Source organism: Streptomyces gamaensis (genome assembly GCF_042656465.1).
Lineage (GTDB): Bacteria > Actinomycetota > Actinomycetes > Streptomycetales > Streptomycetaceae > Streptomyces > Streptomyces gamaensis.
Window position 1 is genome coordinate 37,101 of record NZ_JBHSPB010000007.1, and the last position, 22,685, is coordinate 59,785.

Genomic DNA, 22,685 nt, shown 5'->3' on the forward strand with positions numbered 1-22,685 from the left:
CTCAGCTCCTTTTCCGGCGCCCGCCGACGAGTCTGCCGGCGAGGACGCACAGCACGGCGATGGCGAACATCGCCGTTCCGATGACATTGATCTGAACGGGTGTGCCTCGTTGTGCGGCTCCCCACACGAACATGGGGAAAGTCACAGTCGAACCGGCGTTGAAGTTCGTGATGATGAAGTCGTCGAAGGACAGGGCGAAGGACAGCAGGGCGCCGGCCACGATGCCGGGGGCCGCGATCGGCAGCGTGACCCGCAGGAAGGTCTGCAGCGGAGTGGCGTACAGATCCTGCGCGGCGGCCTCCAGGCGCGGGTCCATGCTCATTACACGCGCCTTGACGGCCGTCACCACGAAGCTCAGGCAGAACATGATGTGGGCGATGAGGATGGTCCAGAAGCCGAAGCCCACCCCCATGTTGAGGAACAGCGTGGCCAGTGAGGCCGCCATGACGACCTCGGGCATGGCCATCGGAAGGAAGATCAGCGTGCTGACGGCCCCGCGGGCGCGGAAGCGGTAGCGGGCCAGCGCGAAGGCGATCATGGTGCCGAGGACGGTGGCGCCGAGCGTGGCCCACAGCGCGACGCGCAGGCTGAGCGAGAGCGAACCGCACAGGTCGGCGACGCCGCACGGATGCGTCCAGGCGTCGGTGGAGAAACGCTGCCACTCGTAGTTGAAGCGCCCGTTGGGCTTGTTGAACGAGAAGACCGTCACGATGACGTTGGGCAGCAGCAGATACGCGAGCGTGCAAAGGCCCGCGATCACCACGAGGTTGCGGCGCAGGAAGCGCGTCAGGGTGCGCATCAGACGAGCTCCTCCGTCCCGGAGCGGCGGATGTAGACGGTGACCATGGCGAGGATGGCGGCCATGAGGAGGAAGGAGAGGGCGGCGGCGGTCGGATAGTCCAGGACGCGCAGGAACTGCGACTGGATGACGTTGCCGATCATCTTCTGGTCCGTGGAGCCGAGCAGTTCGGCGTTGATGTAGTCGCCGCAGGCGGGGATGAAGGTCAGCAGGGTGCCGGCGACGACGCCGGGCAGGGACAGCGGGAAGGTCACCCGGCGGAAGGTGGTCAGCGGCCGGGCGTACAGATCGCCCGCCGCCTCGTGCAGCCGGGGGTCGATGCGTTCCAGCGAGGTGTACAGCGGCAGGATCATGAACGGCAGGAAGTTGTACGTCAGCCCGCACACGACGGCGAGCGGGGTGGCGAGGACCCGGTGCCCCTCGGTGATGCCGAGCGTGCTCGTCACGTCGAACAAGTGCAGGCTGTCGAGCGCGGAGACGACGGGGCCGTTGTCGGCCAGGATCGTCTTCCAGGCGAGGGTGCGGATCAGGAAGCTGGTGAAGAACGGGGCGATGACCAGGATCATCAGCAGATTGCGCCAGCGTCCCGCCCGGAAGGCGATCAGATAGGCGAGCGGGTAGCCGAGGGCCAGGCACAGCACGGTGGCGGTGGCGGCGTAGCCGACGGAGCGCAGGAACTGCGGCCAGTACTCGCGCAGCGCGTCCGCGTAGGTCGCGAAGTGCCAGGTGACGCTGAAGCCCTCTTCGAGGGAGCCGGTCTGCACCGAGGTGGACGCCTGGTAGACCAGCGGTGCGGCGAAGAAGAGCAGGAGCCAGAGGATGCCGGGGAGCAGCAGCCAATAAGGGACGAGTTTTCCGCGGCGGACGGCGGCGCGGGCGGCCGGGCCGGGCGCGGCAGCGGCGGGGGGTTCGTCGGCGCGGGGGGTGGTGAGTGCGTTCACGTGCCTTCTCCCGTGTCCGTTCCCGCCTCCAGGCTCTGCGCGGCGTCCAGTCCGAAGCCGTGGCCGGGGTTCCAGTGCAGGATCACCTCGGCGCCGGGCACGAGCCGGGCGTCGCGCTCGATGTTCTGCTCGTAGACGGACAGACCGGTGCCCACGGGGCTGTCGACGAGGTACTGGGTGGACACGCCGATGAAGCCGGCGCCGGTGATGCGGCCGCGCACCTGGTTGCGGCCCCCGGGAACGGCGGAGGCGTCGTCGGCGTGGGTGAGGGTGATCTTCTCGGGCCGTATGCCGAGGGTGAGCCTGCCGCCCGTGCGGGCGGCGGCTGTACATCGGGCCCTGGGCAGCGCGAGTTTGGTGTCGGCGGCGCGCAGCACGAGGGTCTCGCCGGTGGTGTCGAGGACGTCGGCGGTGATGAGGTTGGAGGTGCCGAGGAAGTTGGCGACGAAGGTGGTGCGCGGGGTCTCGTAGAGCTCGGCGGGGGCGCCGAGCTGCTCGACGCGGCCGGCGTTCATCACGGCGACGGTGTCGGCCATGGTCATCGCCTCTTCCTGGTCGTGGGTGACGTGCACGAAGGTGATGCCGACCTCGGTCTGGATGCGCTTGAGCTCCAGCTGCATCTGGCGGCGCAGCTTCAGATCGAGGGCGCCGAGCGGTTCGTCGAGGAGCAGCACCTGCGGGTGGTTGATCAGGGCGCGGGCGAGGGCGACGCGCTGCTGCTGCCCGCCGGAGAGCTGGTGGGGCTTGCGGCGCGCGTACTCGCCGAGCTGGACGAGGTCGAGCATCTCGCCGACCTGCCCCGCCACCGACTTCACGCCGCGGCGGCGCAGCCCGAAGGCGACGTTCTCGTGGATGTCGAGGTGCGGGAAGAGCGCGTAGCTCTGGAAGACGGTGTTGACGGGCCGTTTGTAGGGGGGCAGGGCGGTGACGTCCCGGCCGGCGAGTTCGACGGTGCCGGTGGTGGGGGCCTCCAGACCGGCGATCATGCGCAGCGTGGTGGTCTTGCCGCAGCCGGACGCGCCGAGCAGTGCGAAGAAGGAGCCCGCGGGCACGGTCAGGTCGAGCGGGTGGACGGCGGTGAAGGCGCCGTAGCTCTTGCTGATGCGGTTCAGGCGGACGTCCGTGCCGCTGCTCGCGGCGGGGGCTGTTGCTGTCATGGGTCTTCGCAGTCCAGGGGGGTCGGGGGGTGAGCACGGACGGGGCGTACGGGACGTACCGCCGCGTACGTTCTCATATGTCCGGGGCCGGGTGGCCGCGCCGGGGCCCCACCGGCGCGGCAGGCGCCCGGTGGGCCCGGAGAATTCTGCCCCGAACAGCGCGTGCCGCGCTCGCCGCCGCCCTCGGGGCGCGGCGGACGGGGCGTCAGCGGCAGGTGAAGACCGTGCGGTGCCACGCCTTGCGGGCGGTCCCGGTGTTGTCGGACATCACGTGCTTGATCTGGGTGTACTCGTCGAAGGAGTAGGCGGACATGTCCTTGCCGTGGCCGGACGCCTTGTATCCGCCGTGCGGCATCTCGCTGATGATCGGGATGTGGTCGTTGACCCAGACGCAGCCGGCCCGCAGGGCGCGGGTGGCGCGCCCGGTGCGGTAGACGTCGCGGCTCCAGACGGAGGCGGCGAGCCCGTAGGGGGTGTCGTTGGCGAGCGCGAGGCCCTCGTCGTCGCCGTCGAAGGGCAGCACGACCAGGACCGGGCCGAAGATCTCGGCCTGGACGGCCTCGCTGTCCTGGGGGGCGCCGGTCAGCAGGGTGGGCAGGTAGTAGGCGCCCCCGGCGAGCGCGCCGCCGGGGGCCGCGCCGCCGGTGACGACGGTGGCGTACGCGCGGGCCCGCTCCACGAAGCCGGCGACGCGGTCGCGCTGGGCGAAGGAGACGAGCGGGCCGAGGTCGGTGGCCGGGTCGAAGGGGTCGCCCGGGCGCACGCCCGCCATGAGGTCGGCGACGCCGGAGACGAAGGCGTCGTACAGCGGCCGCTGGACATAGGCGCGAGTGGCGGCGGTGCAGTCCTGGCCGGCGTTGATGAGGGCGCCGGCGACGGCCCCGTGGACGGCCGCGTCCAGGTCGGCGTCGTCGAAGACGAGGAAGGGGGCCTTGCCGCCGAGTTCGAGGTGGACGCGCTTGCCGGTGCGGCCGGCGAGTTCGGCGACCCGGCGGCCGACGGGGGTGGAGCCGGTGAAGGAGGTCATGGCGATGCCCGGGTGGGCGACGAGGTGTTCCCCGGCGTCCTTCCCGGCCCCGCTGATGACGTTGATCACGCCGTCGGGCAGGCCGGCCGCGGTGGCGGCCCGCGCGAACATCAGGGGGGTGAGCGGGGTGGTCTCGGCGGGCTTCAGGACGATCGTGTTGCCCGCCGCGACGGCCGGCAGGACCTTCCACGCGGCCATCTGCAGCGGGTAGTTCCACGGCGCGATCGAGCCGATGACGCCGATCGGCTCGCGGCGCACGTAGGAGGTGTGGTCGGCGCTGTACTCGCCGGCGGAGCGGCCCTCCAGATGACGGGCGGCGCCCGCGAAGAAGGCGGTGTTGTCGATCGTGCCGGGCACGTCGAACTCGGTGGTGAGCCGGATCGGCTTGCCGCACTGCGCGGACTCGGCGCGCGCGAACTCCCCGGCCTGCTCCGCGAGTACGCCCGCGAAGCGGTGCAGTGCGGCGGAGCGCTCCGCCGGGGTGGCGCCCGCCCAGACGGGCAGCGCGGCCTCGGCGGCGGCCACGGCCGCGTCCACGTCGGCGGGGCCGGCGAGTTCGTAGGCCAGCAGCTCGGCGCCGGTGGCCGGGTCGACGACGGACTGCTTGCGGCCGGACGTCCCGGCCCGCCGGGTGCCCGCGAGATACTGGGCGCCGTCGGCGAACTGCCCGGCGGCATCGAACCGTTGAACCATGACGCACTCCTCCGCCGACCGTGGCGATCCGTGAACGGGCGTAGCTCTCACCGGTTTCGGGGCAACGATCCTGGCAGAGCAGTCGATTGACAACAAGGGATTCCGTCGCGGCGTTTTACTGCCGCGACGGAATCAGTGAGTTGGAGGTGGGCCGGAGCGGGGCCGGCCGGGGCCTTCAGGCGGACATGCCGACACCTGCCGCGACAAGCCCGATCCAAGCGAACAGCAAGACCACGGCCACGATGCCGAGCACCAGACCGGAGGTGGCCACCCCGCGGTTGGTCGCCTGCCCCTTCTTCGCCCGGGAACGGCCGACGGCGCCGAAGACGATCGCGAGGACGGCGAGCACGAACGCGAAGAACCAGAAGGGCCACATGAAGCTGAGGACCAGCCCGACGATGCCGCAGACCAGACCGGCCGTACCCATCCCGTTGCGGGGCGGCACGGGCACCGGACCGCCGTAGGCGGCCGCGTACGGGTGGCCGTACCCCGGGTACTGCGGGAGCTGTTGGGGAGCGTTCTGCCCGTACGGGTTCTGCCCGTGGTCCGACATGGTGTGCCTTTCCTCGTCTTTCGTCACATCATGCTAGGTCCGGGCCGGGTCGGGGTTTTCTCCGGGCCGCTCCCGGTGGGTGCTGTCAGTGGCCTCTGCCACCATGAAGGCATGAAGATCAACGGGGGCAGGGAAACAGCACCTCACGCGCACCGGGCCGACGGGCCGCGCTCCGTCGCGGAGCTCACGGCGGCCGTCGGCGCCGCGACGGAGCGCGGCGAGCGCGTGAAGTACGTCTACTTCTGGGGGCATCGGGCGCCGCGCGGCGGCGGGGTGGGCCCGGGGTGCTTCAGCCAGTGGTGGCCGTCGCCGTTCACGGTCGACGGGGTGGCCTACGCGACGGCGGAGCACTGGATGATGGCCGGCAAGGCGCGGCTGTTCGGCGACGCGGAGGCGGAGGCCCGGGTGCTGGCCTCCGGCCACCCGAAGCAGGCCAAGGACGCGGGGCGCACGGTGCGCGGCTTCGACGAGGAGGTCTGGCGCCGCCACCGCTTCGCCCTGGTGGTGGCGGGCAGCGTCCACAAGTTCGGCCAGGATCCGGCGCTGCGTGCGTATCTGCTGGGCACGGGGAGCCGCGTGCTGGTCGAGGCCAGCCCGGTGGACCGCATCTGGGGCATCGGGCTGGCCGCGGACGACGAGCGGGCGGCGGATCCCGCGCAGTGGCGCGGCGCGAATCTGCTCGGCTTCGCGCTGATGGAAGCGCGTCAGCGGCTGGCGGCGGCGTCGAGCACGAGCGTCGGCGCCGAGAGATAGGCCCCGTAGGTGCCGGCGGGGTCGTCCTCGGGGGTGGGGCCGTCGTCGTCGCTCGCGTCGCCGATGCGGAAGTAGACCAGCAGCATCAGCGCCGTGGTGACGAGCGCGACGCCGCCGAGGATCAGCCCGGCGAGCGCCTGTCCGCCGTTGTCGGCCTCGCCGCGGGCGGCCTTGGCACGGCCGATCGCACCGAAGACGATCGCGAGCACGCCGAGCACGGCGCTGGGCACGATGGTGGGCGACAGCACGATGCCGACGATGCCCAGGACGAGGGCGGTGACGCCGAGCCCGTTGCTGGGCGCGGGCCGGTAGGCACCCGCCGCGTACCCCGGCGCCGGCCAGCCGTAGGCCACCGGCTCGTAGGGGCCGGCGGCGTAGGGCGGCGGAGCGTACGGCCCGGGATGCCCATAGGGCGCCTGCCCGTACGGGCCGGAGGGGTACGCGCTGGGGGTACCCGGCCCGGTCGGCGCAGGCGGCACGGGCGGAACCCCCTCGGGGGCCGGCGCGAGACCGGGCACGGCTTGCTGCGGGGCGGGACCGGTGCCGGGCGCTTGCTGCCCCGGCGGGGTGGTCGCCGCGGCCTGCTGCGGACCAGGCTGCGGGGTGCTCTCGCCCGGGCGGGCCGACGCGACGACAGGCGCGGACTGCTGCGGGGCGGGACCGGCGTCCGGCACGGCCGGTGCGAGCGGTACCGACGGGACGCCCTCGGAAGCCGACGCGGTCGGGGCGCTCTCGGCAGTCGGCGCGACGGCGGGCCCGGGCTGCCCCGGTGGGGTGGTCTCGGGGGCACCGGGCGTGGCTTGCCGGGGTGGTGCGGTGCGCTGGGGTGGCAGGGCGGGTGTGGTCGCGGCCGGGGTGTCCGGGCGGCCGTCGGGCTCGGTGGGCTCCCGCCGCTGCGGCGGAGCCCACGGGTCGCGGGCTTGCGGCTGTTCCTCGGCGCCGCCGGCCTTGTCGGACATGGTCCTCCCCAGTTCGTACCCCGTCATGCTAAGCCCTGGCGGAAGCCGTCGTGCCCGCCCCGCATACGATGACCGGGCCGTACCCACCGCGCGCCCGCACCCGGGGGCGGCGCCCGCCGCGACCACCGACAACCGAAGAACACCGAGGGCGCTAAGGACGGGCAACGGCCCGGAGGAGCGGCCCGCCCCGCAGCCCGACCGGCCCTGGAGGACCGCATGTCCGAACTCGCCCCGTTCATCGCCGGCCTGCCGAAGGCGGAGCTGCACGTGCACCACGTCGGCTCGGCCTCGCCGCGCATCGTCGCCGAACTCGCCGCCCGCCACCCGGACTCCCCGGTGCCGACCGACCCCGGCGCGCTCGCCGACTTCTTCACCTTCCGCGACTTCGCCCACTTCGTGGAGGTCTATCTCTCCGTCGTCGACCTCATCCGCGACGCGGAGGACGTGCGGCTGCTGACCTTCGAGGTCGCCCGGGACATGGCGCGGCAGAACATCCGCTACGCCGAGCTGACCATCACCCCCTTCAGCTCGACCAAGCGCGGCATCCCGGACGTGGCGTTCGTCGAGGCCATCGAGGACGCCCGCAAGGCGGCCGAGCGGGAGCTGGGCGTGGTGCTGCGCTGGTGCTTCGACATTCCCGGCGAGGCCGGTCTGGAGGCGGCCGAGGAAACCGCCCGCATCGCCTGCGGGCTCAAGCCGGAGGGCCTGGTCTCCTTCGGGCTGGGCGGTCCGGAGATCGGGGTGCCCCGCCCGCAGTTCAAGCCGTACTTCGACCGTGCGATCGCCGCCGGGCTGCGCAGCGTCCCGCACGCCGGTGAGACGACGGGTCCGCAGACGATCTGGGACGCCCTGGTGGAGCTGCGGGCCGAGCGGATCGGGCACGGCACGAGCGCCCCGCGGGATCCGCGGCTGCTGGCCCATCTCGCCGAGCACCGCATCCCGTTGGAGGTCTGCCCGACCTCCAATCTCGCCACCCGGGCCGTGGCCGACCTGGAGGAGCACCCCGTGAAGGAGATGGCGAAGGCGGGCGTGCTCGTGACGATCAACAGCGACGACCCGCCGATGTTCGGCACCGACCTCAACCAGGAGTACGCCGTGGCGGCCCGGCTGCTGGAGCTGGACGAGAAGGGTGTGGCCGGCCTGGCGCACAACGCCGTCGAGGCGTCCTTCATGGACGCTCCCGCCAAGGCGGCCCTGCGCGCGGAGATCGACGCCTACACGGCGGCGTACCTCGGCGCCCGGCCGGTCGGCTGAGCGCGGGGCCTGCCGCCCGGCGGACCGGAACACGCCCGCAGCGGGGCCGGCATGCGGGCGGGCACCACCGGCCGGCCGGTTCCGGGCTCCTCGGTGACGGCCGCTGCGGCGGGGCCAGGCCGCGCCGGGCGGCCTCGTCCGCGGGCGTCCGGCGGCCACAATGAGCGCATGCGCGGATCGGACGACGACAGCACCCAGGACGGCACCACCCACGGCGGCACCCACGCCACCGGCAACTCCCCCGGTGGCAGGCCCCGGTTCACGGCGGTCGCCCACCGCGGTGATCCCTACCGGCACCGCGAGAACACCCTGCCCTCGGTCCGCTCCGCGCTGCGGGCGGGCGCGGGGGCCGTGGAGATCGATGTGCGGCTGACCCGGGACCGGGTGCCGGTCCTGCTGCACGACGCGACGCTGGAGCGGCTGTGGGGCGCGGGCCGCCGCCTGGACGCGGTCACGGCCGAGGAGTTGCGCGATCTGACGGGCGGCGGGGTGCCGACCCTGCGCGAGGCGCTCGCGCTCGTCACCGGCGAGAGCGACGGCAACGGCAACGGTGATGGCGATGGCGTTGGCGATGGCGTTGGCGTTGGCGTTGGCGGGCAACACGGCAGCGGGCAGCGGCTGTTCATCGACCTGCCGGACCCGGCGGCCGCCGGCGCGGCCGTGGCCGAGGTGCACGCGTGCGGCGCGCGGGAGCGTGTCTACTACTGCGGCGGGACGGCCTCGATGCGCGCGGTCCGCGAGGCGGATCCGGCCGCCGAGACCGCGCTGACCTGGACCACGCTCGTCCCTCCGCGCGCGGCGCTGCTGGAACGGCTCGCCCCGCGCTGGCTCAACTACCGCTTCGGGCTGCTGAGCCCGGAGCTGGTCGCGCGACACCACGCGGCCGGTTTCCTGGTGTCGGCCTGGACCGCCGACACCAGGGGCACCATGCGCCGGCTGCTGGCCGCGGGCGTCGACTCGATCACCACGAACCGCATCAGGACGCTGTGCGCCCTCCGCCCGGCCGGGCCGGGCCGCTCCTGAACCCGGCGGGTCTCACAGCCCGATGATCTCGTTCCACTCCTTGGTGAGCGCGGGCCGCTCCCTGGGCGTCATGTCGCGCGCGGTCGCGAGCCGCGAGCGCATGTCGTCGGTGGGGAACACCAGGGGGTTCTCGGCGAGTTCGGCGAGTTCCCGGTCCTTGGAGCGGGCGAGTACCTCGCGCGCGGCGGGGACCGGGCAGACGTAGTTGACGGCGGCGGCCAGCCGGGCCGCGACCTCGGGCTCGTAGTAGTAGTCGACGAGCCGTTCGGCGTTGGCCTTGTGGCGCGCGAGGTCGGGGATCATCAGGCTCTCGGCCCACAGTTCCGCGCCTTCCTGCGGGACGACGAAGGCGATGTCGGGGTTGTCGGCCTGGAGCTGGATGATGTCGCCGGAGTACGCCTGGCAGGCCAGTACGTCGCCGGAGGACAGGTCCTTGATGTAGTCGTTGCCGGTGAAGCGGCGGATGTGCTTCTTGCGGACGAGTTCGCGCAGCCGGTCGCACATGCGGTGGAAGTCGTCGGGGGTCCAGCGGGTGACGTTCACGCCCTCGCCCTGCATGAGCAGGCAGAACGCCTCGTCGAGGCCGGAGAAGAGGGTGACGCGGCCGCGCAGGTCGTCCTGCCACAGCTCGGCGGTGCGGCGGATCTCGCGGCCGAGCCGCCTGCGGTTGTAGGCGATGCCGGTGATGCCGGACTGCCAGGGCACCGTGTGCCGGCGGCCCGGGTCGAAGGCCGGGTTGCGCAGCAGCGGGTCGAGCTGGGCGGCGACGTGGGGCTGCCGGGAGCGGTCCATCTCCTGGACCCAGCCGAGCCGGACGTAGCGCGAGCACATCCAGTCGCTGACGACGACGAGGTCCCGGCCGGTGTCCTGATGGTTCATCAGAGCCGGGCTGATCTTGCCGAAGAACTCGTCGTTGTCGTTGATCTCCTCGGTGTACTTCACCGAGATCCCGGAGCGCTTCTCGAACTCCTCCAGCGTCGGCCGCCGCTGCGGGTCCTTGTCGTCGACGTCGATGTACAGCGGCCAGTTGGCGAACGTCAGCCGCTTCTCCCCGGCCGACCGGTCACGGGCGGAGCGCTCCCCGGCGGGCACGTACGCCGCGGGCACGCCGCACCCGGCGAGTACGGCGGCCCCCGCGCCGGCGCCCAGCGCGCGCAGCAGGGTCCGGCGGGCGGGGCTCTTCACGGGGCTCACTCGCATTCCGGCAGGATGACCGTTCTGATCGTCTCGGACAAGCCTTCGATGATAACGGCGCCGTCCGCCGGTGCGCCCCCGGGACGCGGACGGCCGCGCCGGCTGACCGGCGCGGCCGTTCCCCTGCCGTGCGTGACGCCCGTCAGCCCAGGGACGTCATCACGTGCTTGATGCGCGTGTAGTCCTCGAAGCCGTAGGCGGACAGGTCCTTGCCGTAGCCGGACTTCTTGAAGCCGCCGTGCGGCATCTCGGCGACCAGCGGGATGTGCGTGTTGATCCACACACAGCCGAAGTCGAGCTTCTTGGACATCCGCATGGCGCGCGCGTGGTCCTTGGTCCACACCGAGGAGGCCAGCGCGTACTCGACGCCGTTGGCGCGGGCGACGGCCTGGTCCTCGTCCGTGAAGGACTGGACGGTGATCACGGGCCCGAAGACCTCGCGCTGGACGATCTCGTCGTCCTGCTTGAGGCCGGTGACGACGGTCGGGGCGTAGAAGTAGCCCTGGTCGCCGACGCGCCGGCCGCCGGTCTCGACGCGGGCGTGCGCGGGCAGCCGCTCGATGAACCCGGAGACCTGCTCCAGCTGGTGGGCGTTGTTCAGCGGCCCGTAGAGCACGTCCTCGTCGTCCGGGGCACCGGTCTTCGTCTCGGAGGCGACCTTGACGAGCGCGGTGACGAAGTCGTCGTGGACGGACTCGTGGACCAGCACCCGGGTCGCGGCCGTACAGTCCTGCCCGGCGTTGAAGTAGCCCGCGACCGCGATCTCCTCGGCCGCCTTGGCGAGGTCGGCGTCCTCGAAGACGACGACGGGGGCCTTGCCGCCCAGCTCCAGGTGGACCCGCTTGAGGTCCTTGGAGGCGGACTCGGCGACCTGCATGCCGGCCCGTACGGACCCGGTGATGGAGGCCATGGCGGGCACCGGGTGCTCGACCATGAGCCGGCCGGTGTCGCGGTCGCCGCACACGACGTTGAACACGCCCCGCGGGTGGCCGAGTTCACCGAGCACGCCGCCGATGATCTCGGCGAGCAGGACGGTGGAGGCCGGGGTGGTGTCGGACGGCTTGAGGACGACGGTGTTGCCCGCGGCGAGCGCCGGGGCGAACTTCCACACGGCCATCATCATGGGGTAGTTCCAGGGCGCGACCTGCGCGCAGACGCCGACGGGCTCACGGCGGACGATCGAGGTCAGGCCCTCCATGTACTCGCCGGCGGAGCGGCCCTCCAGCATCCTCGCGGCGCCCGCGAAGAAGCGGATCTGGTCCACCATCGGCGGGATCTCCTCGCTGCGGGTGAGCGCGAGGGGTTTGCCGGTGTTCTCGCTCTCGACGGCGATGAGCTCCTCGGCGCGCGCCTCGATCGCGTCGGCGATCCTCAGCAGCGCCTTCTGCCGCTCGCCGGGCACCAGGTCGCGCCAGACGGGGAAGGCCGCGGCGGCCGCGGCCATGGCGGCGTCGACGTCGTCCTTGCCGGACAGCGGGGCGGTGGCGTACACGGTGCCGGTGGCCGGATTGATCACCTCGGTGGTCCGCCCGTCGGCGGCGTCCCGGAACTCCCCGTCGATGTAGTTGCGCAGCCGGCGCGGCTCGGTGGTCACGATGCGCCACCCCTTCTGTATGAAGTCCGAATGAAGTCCGATCGCTTGTGGCGCTCAGCCTAGCCAGGGGACCGACGCTTTCGGCAGACCCGAAAGCCAGGAACAACGGAATCAGTTTCACCGAGCACGATCAACAACGAATTTCATCAGGCAAGCCTTGCTTCACGGACATAACCCGTGCACAGTGGGGTGCGTGGCCACACGTAGCGCAGACGTCAAGCGCGGCGCCCCCGCCGCTCCGCCCCTCGACGCCGTCTCCCTGGCGATCATCGAGCAGCTCCAGGAGGACGGCCGCCGCCCGTACGCGGCGATCGGCAAGGCCGTCGGACTGTCCGAGGCGGCCGTCCGGCAGCGCGTGCAGAAGCTGCTCGACCAGGGCGTGATGCAGATCGTCGCCGTCACCGACCCGCTCACCGTGGGCTTCCGGCGGCAGGCGATGGTCGGCATCAACGTCGAGGGCGACCTCGACCCGGTCGCCGACGCCCTGACCGCGATGGACGAGGTGGAGTACGTGGTCGTCACAGCGGGCTCCTTCGACCTCCTGATCGAGATCGTCTGCGAGGACGACGACCACCTGCTGCAGACCATCAACAAGCGCGTACGGACCCTGCCGGGCGTGCGCTCCACCGAGAGCTTCGTCTACCTCAAGCTCCGCAAGCAGACCTACACATGGGGAACCCGATAGCCGTGAGCAAGGACCTGTCCAAGACGGCGTACGACCACCTGTGGATGCATTTCACGCGCATGGGCTCGTACCAGCACACCCCCGTGCCCACCATCGTGCGCGGCGAGGGCACCTACATCTACGACGACAAGGGCAAGCGCTATCTCGACGGCCTGGCGGGCCTGTTCGTGGTGCAGGCGGGCCACGGCCGCGCCGAGCTCGCCGAGGCGGCCGCCAAGCAGGCCCAGGAGCTCGCCTTCTTCCCGGTGTGGAGCTACGCCCACCCGCAGGCGATCGAACTCGCCGAGCGGCTCGCGCACTACGCGCCGGGCGACCTGAACAAGGTCTTCTTCACCACGGGCGGCGGCGAGGCCGTCGAGACCGCCTGGAAGCTCGCCAAGCAGTACCACAAGCTCACCGGCAACCCCGGCAAGTACAAGGTCATTTCACGGACCGTCGCCTATCACGGCACCCCGCAGGGCGCCCTCGCCATCACCGGACTGCCCGCCCTGCGAGCGCCGTTCGAGCCGCTCGTGCCGGGCGCGCACAAGGTGGCGAACACCAACATCTACCGGGCCCCGGTCTTCGGCGACGACCCCGTGGCCTTCGGCCGCTGGGCCGCCGACCAGATCGAGCAGCAGATCCTCTTCGAGGGTCCCGACACCGTCGCCGCCGTCTTCCTGGAGCCCGTGCAGAACGCGGGCGGCTGCTTCCCGCCGCCCCCCGGCTACTTCGAGCGCGTCCGCGAGATCTGCGACACCCACAACGTGCTGCTGGTCTCCGACGAGGTCATCTGCGCCTTCGGCCGGCTGGGCACGATGTTCGCCTGCGACAAGTTCGGCTACGTGCCCGACATCATCACCTGCGCCAAGGGCATGACCTCCGGCTACTCCCCCATCGGCGCCGCCGTGGTCTCCGACCGCATCGCCGAGCCCTTCTACACCGGCGACTCCGCCTTCCTGCACGGCTACACCTTCGGCGGCCACCCCGTCTCCTCCGCCGTCGCCCTCGCCAACCTCGACATCTTCGAGCGCGAGAACCTCAACCAGCACGTGCTGGACAACGAATCGGCCTTCTTCTCGACCCTCTCGAAGCTGCACGACCTGCCCATCGTCGGCGACGTGCGCGGCAACGGCTTCTTCTACGGCATCGAACTGGTCAAGGACAAGGCCACCAAGGAGTCCTTCACCCCCGAGGAGTGCGAGCGCCTGCTGTACGGCTTCGTCTCCAAGAAGCTCTTCGAGAACGGGCTGTACTGCCGCGCCGACGACCGCGGCGACCCGGTCGTCCAGGTCGCCCCGCCGCTGATCTCCGACCAGTCGACGTTCGACGAGATCGAGCAGATCGTCCGCGGCGTCCTGGCGGAGGCCTGGACACGGATCTGACCGCTCCGGCCACTCCGACCGCGCGAGAAGTCCGCACACGCCGCGCGTGTGCCCCGCGCGCCTGCCGCACGCGCCCCACACCCCGCGGCAGGCGCGCACGCCACGCGTACGCAGCTGCGCTCCGACTCATGGGCGACGGCCCGGCCATGAGGCCGACCGGAGGAAAGTGCGGGCTGCCAGCGCCGAGCCTGGGCGGGGGCTAGGATCACGGTTCCGTACGGTGCCAGTGACCCAATGGCCTCTGGTTCGTTCACCCGGACAGGGGAACGGACCCTTAGCGACCGAGGTGCTCGATATGGTGGCCCCGCCGGACAACGACGTGCTCTGGGCACGCGGCCTGCACTACGCCTACAGCGGTTCCCCCGCTCTCGCGGGGGTGTCCATCGGTGTGCGCGAGAGCGAGATCCTCGCCGTCACCGGACCGCGCGGCTCGGGCAAGACCACCCTCCTCAAATGCCTGTCGGGGCAGTTGCTGCCCGACCCGGGCGAGGTGTGGTTCAACAGCGCGCCCGTGCACACCCTCTCCCGCCCCGCCCGCGAACGGCTGCGCCGCGAGCGGTTCGGCTGGATCGACAGCGAGCCGCACCTCGTACCGGAGCTGACGGCCTGGGAGAACGCCGCCCTGCCGCTGCTGATGCGCGGCGTCGCCCACCGCACGGCCAAACGCGCCGCCGGCGAGTGGCTGGAGCGCCTGGACGTCGGCGACTGCTCGCGCAAGCGGCCCGCCGTACTGCTCCAGGCGCAGCGGCAGCGGATCGCCATCGCCCGCGCGCTGGCCACCGAGCCCACCGTGCTCTTCGCGGACGAGCCGACGGCTCCGCTGCACGCCGCCGACCGCGCCCAGGTGCTGCGCACCCTGACCACGGCGGCCCGCTCGCACCAGATCACCGTCGTCATCGCCACGCTCGACGAGGAGATCGCGACGCTGGCCGACCGCACGGTCCACCTGGCCGACGGCCGCCGCAACAACGGCGTCACGACGCCGGACGCGGCAGACGGAGAGGGAAGGGCGGCGTGCTCAGTCTCCGCCTAGCGCGTGGCGCGCATCCGCTCGTCCTGCTGCGACGGCTGCTGGTGGCGGCCGCCGCCGCGGGGGTCGGCTTCCTGCTGCTGTGCACGCTGGGGTACGCGGTGGCCCATCCGAAGGAGACGGGCCCGTCCCTGGTGCGGCTCGTCTGGTGCGCGGTCCCGCTGGCGGCCGTCGTGCAGTTCGCGCTCGCCGTGGCCCGTACGGACCCCGCGACCCGCCCCCGCGACGGCCTGGACGCCGTGGGCCTCGGACCGGTGCGGCTCTCCCTGCTCGCGGCCGCCTCGACCGCGCTCTCCTGCGCCCTGGGCAGCGGCATCGCCCTGCTGGTCTACCTGGAGCTGCGCGGCGACCTGGGCGGCACGCCGATCAGCGGCGCGGCCGCGAGGATGCTCGGCGGGCAGGCGCCGGTGCCGTGGGGCGCGACGCTGACCCTGCTCGGTCTGCTGCCGGCGCTCGCGGCGGGCGCGTGCGCGCTCGCGCTGCGCCCCGGACGCGAGAGACCCCGCAGGGCGCCGCGCGCCGCGCGGCCGCCGGAGGGGGCGGCGGAGCCGGCCGACGGCACCGCGGTCGCGGAGGCCGCGCGGACCGTGGCCGCGACCGGGGCCGCGCAGGGCGGCGCCGTCAGCTCCCCCGTCGCCCCGCCCGCCGCGGCCCCCGCCGCGCGCCCCGGCTACGCGGGCCTGCCCTGGGGCATCGCGATCATCGCGGTCGGGCTGGCCCTGGAGGCGTACGTGGGCCACCGCCCGGCCCCCGACCCCGAGACCCTCATCGCCCTGCCCGGCCGCTCCCGGGGGACCTCACCGGGCGTCCTGGGCGGCTGGCTGCTGGCCTCCCTGGGCCTGGTGCTGGCCGGGCCCGGGCTCACGCACTGGTGCGGGGCGCTGCTCGCGGCAGGCCGGCCCGGGGCGGTGCGGCTGCTGGCCGGCCGGATACTGCAGGACGCGGCGACGCGCATCGGCCGGCCGCTGGGGGTCCTGTGCGCGGTGGCCTCGGGGGCGCTGGCGGCCTCGGAGCTGTACGGCGCGGCGTGGGAGCACACCGGGCCCCGCCCGTTCGGCCCGCTGACCGGTCTGGGCGCGGCGCTGGTGATGGCCTGCGTCACCGCCACCGCCATCACCGCGGCCCTCGACAGCCGGCACAACCGGACGGACACCACGGACGCCCTGCTGCGGCTGGGGCTGCCCGCCTCGATGCTGCGCACGGCGGCCGTGCTGCGCACCGGTGTCCTGCTGGCGGTGCTGACCCCGCTGACCTGGGCGATCGCGGAGCTCGCGGCGCTGCCGATGACCAGGTGACGGTCCGTTCGCGCGGGCGGCCCGGCCGGCGGCGGGCCGGGCCGCCGCCCTGTCCACGGCCGCGCCCCCGCCGCCGCCCCAACTCTTCTTGACCAGTTCTTGACTTCAAGGCAACTCCGGCGATCGAAAAAGCGTCTGCTTCGGAGCACGACCTTTTTCGGGCGAACGGAGTTATGGGTGTTTCTCGGCCTTCTGACGGCTGTCGCAGCCTCGGTCTGTTATGGCACGGGTTCGGTGCTGCAAGCCGTGGGCTCGCGCAAATCGGCCCGCCGGGAGGCCGCGGCGGCCTCCACGACAGGGGTGACGCAGCGCGGCGGCCCCAGCCTGTCCTCCACCGCGAAGGCCGCGGTGACCTGGGAGTTCATGGTCGGCACGGTGCTGGACTTCGTGGGCTTCGGGCTCGGCGCGCTCGCCGCGCGCATGCTGCCGCTGTTCCTGTCCCAGACGGTCATCAGCGCCAACCTCATCGTCACCGCCCTGCTGAGCATCAAGCTGCTGGGCCTGAGGCTGACGAGGCCGGAGTGGATGTCGATCGGTGTGGTGTGCTCGGCGCTGGTGCTGCTGGCCACCGCGGCGGGCCACGAGGGCGGCAGTGACGCGGCGATGTCCACGCACTGGTGGCTGCTCGTCATCTCCGTGGTCCTGATGGGCGGCGGCACGATCGCCGTGCGGCTGCTGGGCTCGCGGGCGGCGATCCTGGCCGGTCTGCTCTCCGGGCTCGGCTTCGGCGCGATCGGCGTGGGCGTGCGCATTCTGGGCGGCCTCTCCCCGTTCGACCTGCCGACCCTGATCGCCGACCCGGCGCTGTACGCGATCCTCATCTCCGGCTCGGTCGGCATGTATCTGCACACGGTCGCCCTGCAGCTGGGGTCGGTCAACGGCGCGACGGCCGCACTGGTCGTCGGCGAGACGGTGCTGCCGGGCATCATCGGCGTGGTGTGGCTGGGGGACGCCTCGCGCCCCGGCTTCGCCTGGCTGGCGGTCGTCGGCTTCGTCCTGGCCGTCGCGGGCGCGGTCGCGGTGGCGTGGTACGGCGAGCCGGAGGGCGGTCCGCTGCCGGAGCCGGAACGGGCGGAGCGCGCCCCGGCACCGGTCGGCTGACGCGACGCCGCACGCGCGGGCGGGCCCGTCGTTCCCCTCGGGGAGCGGCGGGCCCGCCCGCGTTCACCGGTCCCGCGCGTCTCCGTCGAGCAGCACGACGTGCTCGGCGTCGAAGGCGACCCCGACCCGTGCGCCGCTCGCGGGCGCGTCCCGCAGCGCGCAGGCCGCCTCCAGCACCGGTCCGTCCTCGGGCCGCAGCAGCACGGCGACGTGGTCGCCGCGGAAGGTGCGGCCGGTGACCGTGCACGGCAGCCCGTCGGCGGGTGCCACGAGGCGGACGCCCGCGGGCCGTACGAGCAGGGTGCGCTCGCCCTGCTCGCTGTCGTCGGGCACGGGGACCTTGCCCCAGGGCGTGGCCGCGCGCGTCCCGGCGACGCTCGCCGCGACGACGTTGCGGAAGCCCAGGAAGCGGGCGACGAACGCGGAGGCGGGCCGCTGCCAGACCTCCAGCGGCGTGCCGCTCTGGGCGATCCGCCCGTCGCGCATGACCACGACCCGGTCGGCGAGCGCGAACGCCTCGCCCTGGTCGTGGGTGACGGCGAGCACGGTGGTGCCCAACCGGCCGAAGAGGTCGCGCAGTTCGACGACGAGCCGCTCGCGCAGGCTGCGGTCGAGCTGGCCGAGCGGCTCGTCCAGCATCAGGAGCCTGGGGCGCGGGGCGAGGGCCCGCGCGAGCGCGACGCGCTGCTGTTCCCCGCCGGACAGGGCGGCGACCGCGCGCCGCTGGGCGCCCGGCAGGCCGACCAGGTCCAGGAGTTCGGCCACCCGCTCCTGGATCCCGCCGCGTGCCGTGCCGCGCATGCGCAGTCCGAAGGCGACGTTGCCGGCCACGTCGCGCTGGGGGAAGAGCTGGTGGTCCTGGAACATCAGGCCGACCTCGCGCCGGTGCACGGGCACACCGCTCTGGTCGGCGCCGGAGAGCAGCACCCGGCCGGCGTCGACGCGCTGCAGCCCGGCGACCACCCGCAGCAGCGTGGACTTGCCGCTGCCGCTGGGGCCGAGCACGCACACTCGCTCGTGCTCGGCGACCTCCAGGTCGACGCCGTCCAGCGCGGTACGGCCGCCGAAGCGGACGGTGACGTTCTCCAGGCTCAGCAAGGACATCGCTAGAACTCCCCCGAACGATCGACGCGTACGCGCTCCAGCACCAGCAGGGCTGCCGCGCACACCAGCATCAGGACAGTGCTCAGGGCCATCGCCTGCCCGTAGTTGAGCTCTCCGGCCCGGCCCAGCAGCCGGGAGACGGCCACCGGCAGGGTGGGGCTGTCGGGGCGGGCGATGAAGACGGTCGCCCCGAACTCGCCCAGCGACACGGCGAAGGCGAAGCCCGCCGCGACCCCCAACGCCCGGCCCACCAGCGGCAGATCCACCTCGCGCCAGGCCCGCCAGGGGGACGCGCCGAGCACGGCCGCCGCCTCGCGCAGCCTCGGCTCGACGGCACGCAGGACGGGCAGCATGGTCCGTACGACGAAGGGCACGCCGACCAGGGCCTGCGCGAGCGGCACCAGGATCCAGGAGGTCCGCAGGTCCAGCGGCGGTTCGTCGAGGGTGATGAGGAAGCCGAAGCCCACGGTGACGGCGGAGGTGCCCAGCGGCAGCATCAGCAGCGCGTCGAAGCCCCGCACCAGGCGGCCCGCGCGGTGCCGGAGGGCGGCGGCCGCCAGTCCCCCGACGACGAGCGCGATGGCGGTGGCGGCCAGCGCGTAGGACAGGGAGTTGCCGATGGCCTCCAGGGGGGCCACGGAGAAGGTGCCGCCGCCCGCCGAGGCGAGGGCGCGGTAGAAGCCGAGTCCGTAGCCGTCCGGTCCGTCGAAGGAGCGCAGGACGAGCACGGCGAGCGGCAGCAGCACCAGGAGGGCGGCGACGGCCAGTACCGAGGCCAGCAGCGTCCACTGGGCCGCGCCGCGCGGACGGCGGGCGGTGCGCTCGGGCGCGACCAGCCGCAGCGCCGACTCGCGGCGCCGTACGGTGCGCGCGTGCACGGCCAGCAGCGCGGCGACCGCGGCGAACTGCACGAGGGTGAGCACCGCCGCCGTCGGCAGGTCGAGCAGTTGCGCGGTCTGCTGGTAGATGGCCACTTCCAGGGTGCTGTAGCGGGGGCCGCCGAGGATCTGCACGATGCCGAAGGAGGTGAAGCAGAACAGGAAGACCATCAGTGCCGCCGCCGCGACGGCGGGCGCGAGGGCGGGCAGGGTCACCTGCCGCCAGGCGGCGAAACGGCTCGCGCCGAGTACGCGCGCGGCCTCCTCCTGGCGCGGGTCGAGCCGCTCCCACAGGCCGCCCACCGTGCGGACGACCACGGCGTAGTTGAAGAAGACGTGGGCGAGCAGGATCGCCCACACCGTGGTGTCCAGGCGGATGCCCCACCAGCTGTCCAGCAGCCCGCCACGGCCGAGCAGCGCGAGGAACGCGGAGCCGACGACGACGGTCGGCAGCACGAACGGGACGGTGACCACGGCCCGCAGCAGCCGCTTGGCGGGGAAGTCGAAGCGCGCGAAGACGTACGCGCTGGGGAGCGCGAGCAGCAGCGTGAGCGCGGTGGAGGCGAGCGCCTGCCAGGTGGTGAACCACAGGACGTGCCCGGTCGCGGGGTCGGAGAGCACCTCGCCGATCCGGCCGAACCGCCACTGTCCGTCCGCCTTCAGGCCGCGGGAGACGATCGCGCTGACCGGGTAGGCGAAGAAGACGCCGAAGAAGGCGAGCGGCACGGCCATCAGGCCGAGCCGCAGCGCCGCGCGCCGGGCGCGGGGTGCCGCGCGCGGACCGGACCGCCGTACCGAGGCGGTCACTTCAGGACGAGCGAGGACCATTCCTTGACCCACTGGTCGCGGTTCTTGGCGATCACGTCGGGAGCGAGGGACGCGGGCGCGTCGGCCTGCGCACCGAACTTCGTGAACACCTCGGGCAGTTGAGCGTCCCGGTTGGCGGGCCGCACGAACATCTGCAGCGGCATGTCCTCCTGGAAGGGGCGCCCGATCAGGAAGTCGAGCAGTGCCTTGCCGCCCTCGGGGTTCTTCGCGCCCTTGAGCAGCCCGGCGAACTCGGTCTGCCGGAAGCAGGTACCGGTCGCGACGCCGGTCGGCGCGTCCTCGGCGCTCTTGGGCTGCTCCTTCATGCCGACGACCTCGACGGGCGGGCTGGAGGCGTAGGAGACCACGAGCGGCCGGTCGCCGCCCGCCTTCTTCCCCGCGGCGGAGCCGGAGAAGCGGTCGTTGTACGCCTGCTCCCAGCCGTCGACGACCTCGACGCCGTTGGCCTTGAGCCGCTTCCAGTAGTCCTGCCAGCCCTGTTCGCCGTGCGCGGCGATCGTGGCGAGCTGGAAGGCGAGGCCGGGCGAGGACGTGGCGGCGTTCTCGGTGACCAGGAGGTTCTTGTACTCGGGCTTGAGCAGGTCGTCGAAGGTCCGCGGCGGCTGCAGCCCGTGTTCGGCGAAGTAGGCGCGGTCGTAGTTGACGCAGATGTCGCCGGTGTCGACCGGGGTCACCCGGTGCTCGGGGTCGGCCTGGAGGTCCTTGGGGATCCGGTCCAGGCCGCGGGCCTCGTAGGGCGTGAACAGGCCGTTGTCCAGGGCGCGGGAGAGCAGGGTGTTGTCGACGCCGAAGAAGACGTCGCCCTGCGGGTGGGCCTTGGACAGGACGGCCTGGTTGACGGCCGCTCCGGCGTCACCGCCCTTGACGACCTTGACGGTGTAGCCGCTGGTCTTCTCGAACTCCTTGAGCACGGCGTCCGAGGCGCTGAAGGAGTCGTGCGAGACGAGCGTGACGGTCCTGGCGTCGCCGGCGGCGGAACCGCCGGAGCTGCCGCAGGCGGCCAGGGCCGGAAGGCCGAGCGCGAGGGCGGCGGCCGCGCCCAGGGCACGCCGGAGGCTGGTGTTCATGATGGTGCTGACTCCCTACGCCGGTATGACCCGGATCAGGTCCTGAGGGTCTGCGGGCCGTTCCCGCACTCTCAGCGCTCTGCGCGCTCCCCTGTCGGATGTTCATTTGTGCGAGTGCACCGTATCAGTGCCGGTCGGCGGGCCCCGGGGCGCGGGGCCCGCGCGGTCAGCGCTCGGCCGCCGCCAGCTGTCCGCAGGCGCCGTCGATCTCCTGGCCGCGTGTGTCCCGTACGGTCACGGGCACGCCGTGCGCGGCGATCGCCGCGACGAAGGCGCGCTCGTCCTCCGGCCGGGAGGCGGTCCACTTCGAGCCCGGGGTGGGGTTGAGCGGGATGAGGTTGACGTGGACGCGCTTGCCCTTGAGCAGCCGGCCGAGCAGGTCGCCGCGCCACGCCTGGTCGTTGATGTCGCGGATCAGCGCGTACTCGATCGAGACGCGGCGGCCGGACTTCTCGGCGTACTCCCAGGCCGCGTCGAGGACCTCGCGGACCTTCCAGCGGGTGTTGACCGGCACGAGGGTGTCGCGCAGCTCGTCGTCGGGCGCGTGCAGGGAGACCGCCAGACGGCACTTGAGGCCCTCGTCGGCGAACCGCAGCATGGCCGGGACCAGGCCGACGGTGGAGACGGTGATGCCGCGCTGGGACAGGCCCAGGCCGTCGGGCTCGGGGTCGGTGAGCCGGCGGATGGCGCCGATGACGCGCTTGTAGTTGGCGAGCGGTTCGCCCATGCCCATGAAGACGATGTTGGACAGCCGGGCGGGGCCCCCGGGCACCTCGCCGTCGCGCAGCGCCCGCATCCCGTCGACGATCTGGTGCACGATCTCGGCGGTCGACAGGTTGCGCTCCAGGCCGGCCTGGCCGGTGGCGCAGAACGGGCAGTTCATGCCGCAGCCCGCCTGCGAGCTGATGCACATGGTGACCCGGTCCGGGTAGCGCATCAGGACGGACTCGACGAGCTTGCCGTCGTGCAGCCGCCACAGGGTCTTGCGGGTGGTGTCCTCGTCGCAGGAGATGTGCCGCACGATGCTCATCAGCTCCGGCAGCAGCCCTTCCGCGAGCTTCTCGCGGGCGGCGGCCGGGATGTCGGTCCACTGCGCGGGGTCGTGCGCGTAGCGGGCGAAGTAGTGCTGCGAGAGCTGCTTGGCGCGGAACGGCTTCTCGCCGAGGGCGGCGACGGCCTCGCGGCGCTCGGCGGGGCTGAGGTCGGCGAGGTGGCGCGGGGGCTGCTTGGCACCGCGCGGCGCGACGAACGTGAGCACACCGGGCTGGGGCGGTGCCATGGGCAGGACTCCTCGGGGGACGACGGTGACGGCGGCGTTCCGCGCCGACGCCGCGCGGGCGTACGGTGCGCGGGCGGGGCCGGGCCGGGGCCCGCGGCCGCCGCGGG

The 22,685-nt window shown here is 72.8% G+C and carries 20 protein-coding genes and 1 riboswitch; of the genes, 8 read left to right on the plus strand and 12 right to left on the minus strand.

Going from position 1 to position 22,685, the window contains the following annotated elements; all coding sequences use genetic code 11:
• Position 1: 1 nt before the first annotated feature.
• From ACFP1Z_RS13105 to ACFP1Z_RS13125, 5 genes are all read right to left on the minus strand, one after another.
• Positions 2-799, minus strand: a complete 798-nt coding sequence (locus tag ACFP1Z_RS13105; RefSeq protein WP_390316343.1) for an ABC transporter permease — start codon at positions 797-799, stop codon at positions 2-4.
• Entirely contained in the window at positions 799-1,740 is a 942-nt protein-coding gene (locus tag ACFP1Z_RS13110) for an ABC transporter permease (RefSeq protein ID WP_390316344.1), read from the minus strand. Before ACFP1Z_RS13110 ends, ACFP1Z_RS13105 begins: the two co-directional genes overlap by 1 nt.
• Complete coding sequence (locus tag ACFP1Z_RS13115) at positions 1,737-2,897, minus strand: ABC transporter ATP-binding protein (RefSeq protein ID WP_390316345.1); 1,161 nt, start codon at positions 2,895-2,897, stop codon at positions 1,737-1,739. The genes ACFP1Z_RS13110 and ACFP1Z_RS13115 overlap by 4 nt, the downstream gene beginning before the upstream one ends.
• Positions 2,898-3,102: 205 nt before the next feature.
• Entirely contained in the window at positions 3,103-4,617 is a 1,515-nt protein-coding gene (locus tag ACFP1Z_RS13120) for a gamma-aminobutyraldehyde dehydrogenase (protein ID WP_390316346.1), read from the minus strand.
• A 175-nt stretch (positions 4,618-4,792) separates the two neighbouring features.
• Positions 4,793-5,170 (minus strand): DUF4190 domain-containing protein, encoded by a 378-nt coding sequence (locus ACFP1Z_RS13125; RefSeq protein ID WP_390316347.1) that lies wholly within the window; start codon positions 5,168-5,170, stop codon positions 4,793-4,795.
• Between the two features lie 111 nt (positions 5,171-5,281).
• On the opposite strand from ACFP1Z_RS13125, the gene ACFP1Z_RS13130 reads away from it, so the two are divergent.
• Positions 5,282-5,923, plus strand: coding sequence for an NADAR family protein (locus ACFP1Z_RS13130; RefSeq protein WP_390316348.1), 642 nt, complete (start codon positions 5,282-5,284; stop codon positions 5,921-5,923).
• Here the strand turns inward: ACFP1Z_RS13130 and ACFP1Z_RS13135 are convergent.
• Positions 5,875-6,882: a DUF4190 domain-containing protein gene (locus tag ACFP1Z_RS13135; RefSeq protein WP_390316349.1), complete on the minus strand. Its 1,008-nt coding sequence runs from the start codon at positions 6,880-6,882 to the stop codon at positions 5,875-5,877. The two genes, ACFP1Z_RS13130 and ACFP1Z_RS13135, sit on opposite strands and share 49 nt — an antisense overlap.
• Before the next feature lie 216 nt (positions 6,883-7,098).
• On the opposite strand from ACFP1Z_RS13135, the gene ACFP1Z_RS13140 reads away from it, so the two are divergent.
• On the plus strand, positions 7,099-8,136 hold the full coding sequence (locus ACFP1Z_RS13140; protein ID WP_390316350.1) for an adenosine deaminase: 1,038 nt from the start codon (positions 7,099-7,101) through the stop codon (positions 8,134-8,136).
• Between the two features lie 168 nt (positions 8,137-8,304).
• On the plus strand, positions 8,305-9,159 hold the full coding sequence (locus ACFP1Z_RS13145; protein ID WP_390316352.1) for a glycerophosphodiester phosphodiesterase: 855 nt from the start codon (positions 8,305-8,307) through the stop codon (positions 9,157-9,159).
• A 12-nt stretch (positions 9,160-9,171) separates the two neighbouring features.
• On the opposite strand, the gene ACFP1Z_RS13150 is transcribed toward ACFP1Z_RS13145, so the two are convergent.
• Complete coding sequence (locus ACFP1Z_RS13150) at positions 9,172-10,359, minus strand: polyamine ABC transporter substrate-binding protein (protein ID WP_390316353.1); 1,188 nt, start codon at positions 10,357-10,359, stop codon at positions 9,172-9,174.
• A gap of 136 nt (positions 10,360-10,495) precedes the next feature.
• Positions 10,496-11,947, minus strand: coding sequence for a gamma-aminobutyraldehyde dehydrogenase (locus ACFP1Z_RS13155; RefSeq protein ID WP_390316355.1), 1,452 nt, complete (start codon positions 11,945-11,947; stop codon positions 10,496-10,498).
• A 193-nt stretch (positions 11,948-12,140) separates the two neighbouring features.
• Here ACFP1Z_RS13155 and ACFP1Z_RS13160 point away from each other — a divergent pair, with 193 nt between their 5' ends.
• From ACFP1Z_RS13160 to ACFP1Z_RS13180, 5 genes are all read left to right on the plus strand, one after another.
• Complete coding sequence (locus tag ACFP1Z_RS13160) at positions 12,141-12,632, plus strand: Lrp/AsnC family transcriptional regulator (RefSeq protein WP_390316356.1); 492 nt, start codon at positions 12,141-12,143, stop codon at positions 12,630-12,632.
• On the plus strand, positions 12,617-13,996 hold the full coding sequence (locus ACFP1Z_RS13165; RefSeq protein ID WP_390316357.1) for an aspartate aminotransferase family protein: 1,380 nt from the start codon (positions 12,617-12,619) through the stop codon (positions 13,994-13,996). Before ACFP1Z_RS13160 ends, ACFP1Z_RS13165 begins: the two co-directional genes overlap by 16 nt.
• Before the next feature lie 295 nt (positions 13,997-14,291).
• On the plus strand, positions 14,292-15,029 hold the full coding sequence (locus tag ACFP1Z_RS13170) for an ABC transporter ATP-binding protein (RefSeq protein ID WP_390316358.1): 738 nt from the start codon (positions 14,292-14,294) through the stop codon (positions 15,027-15,029).
• Positions 15,011-16,321 carry a hypothetical protein gene (locus ACFP1Z_RS13175; protein ID WP_390316359.1) on the plus strand — a complete coding sequence of 437 codons (1,311 nt, stop codon included), beginning with the start codon at positions 15,011-15,013 and terminating at the stop codon, positions 16,319-16,321. The genes ACFP1Z_RS13170 and ACFP1Z_RS13175 overlap by 19 nt, the downstream gene beginning before the upstream one ends.
• Positions 16,322-16,498: 177 nt before the next feature.
• Positions 16,499-17,422, plus strand: coding sequence for a DMT family protein (locus ACFP1Z_RS13180; RefSeq protein ID WP_390316360.1), 924 nt, complete (start codon positions 16,499-16,501; stop codon positions 17,420-17,422).
• A 63-nt stretch (positions 17,423-17,485) separates the two neighbouring features.
• Here the strand turns inward: ACFP1Z_RS13180 and ACFP1Z_RS13185 are convergent, their stop codons facing one another.
• From ACFP1Z_RS13185 to rlmN, 4 genes are all read right to left on the minus strand, one after another.
• Positions 17,486-18,526, minus strand: coding sequence for an ABC transporter ATP-binding protein (locus ACFP1Z_RS13185; protein ID WP_390316361.1), 1,041 nt, complete (start codon positions 18,524-18,526; stop codon positions 17,486-17,488).
• 2 nt (positions 18,527-18,528) lie between these two features.
• The gene (locus ACFP1Z_RS13190; protein WP_390316679.1) at positions 18,529-20,136 is read right to left on the minus strand and encodes an ABC transporter permease; all 1,608 of its coding nucleotides are present in this window, start codon (positions 20,134-20,136) and stop codon (positions 18,529-18,531) included.
• A gap of 71 nt (positions 20,137-20,207) precedes the next feature.
• Positions 20,208-21,299: a thiamine ABC transporter substrate-binding protein gene (locus ACFP1Z_RS13195; RefSeq protein ID WP_390316362.1), complete on the minus strand. Its 1,092-nt coding sequence runs from the start codon at positions 21,297-21,299 to the stop codon at positions 20,208-20,210.
• Positions 21,295-21,402, minus strand: a riboswitch (TPP riboswitch). (Overlaps the previous gene by 5 nt.)
• A gap of 63 nt (positions 21,403-21,465) precedes the next feature.
• The gene (gene rlmN / locus ACFP1Z_RS13200; protein ID WP_390316363.1) at positions 21,466-22,578 is read right to left on the minus strand and encodes a dual-specificity RNA methyltransferase RlmN; all 1,113 of its coding nucleotides are present in this window, start codon (positions 22,576-22,578) and stop codon (positions 21,466-21,468) included.
• Positions 22,579-22,685 lie beyond the last annotated feature (107 nt).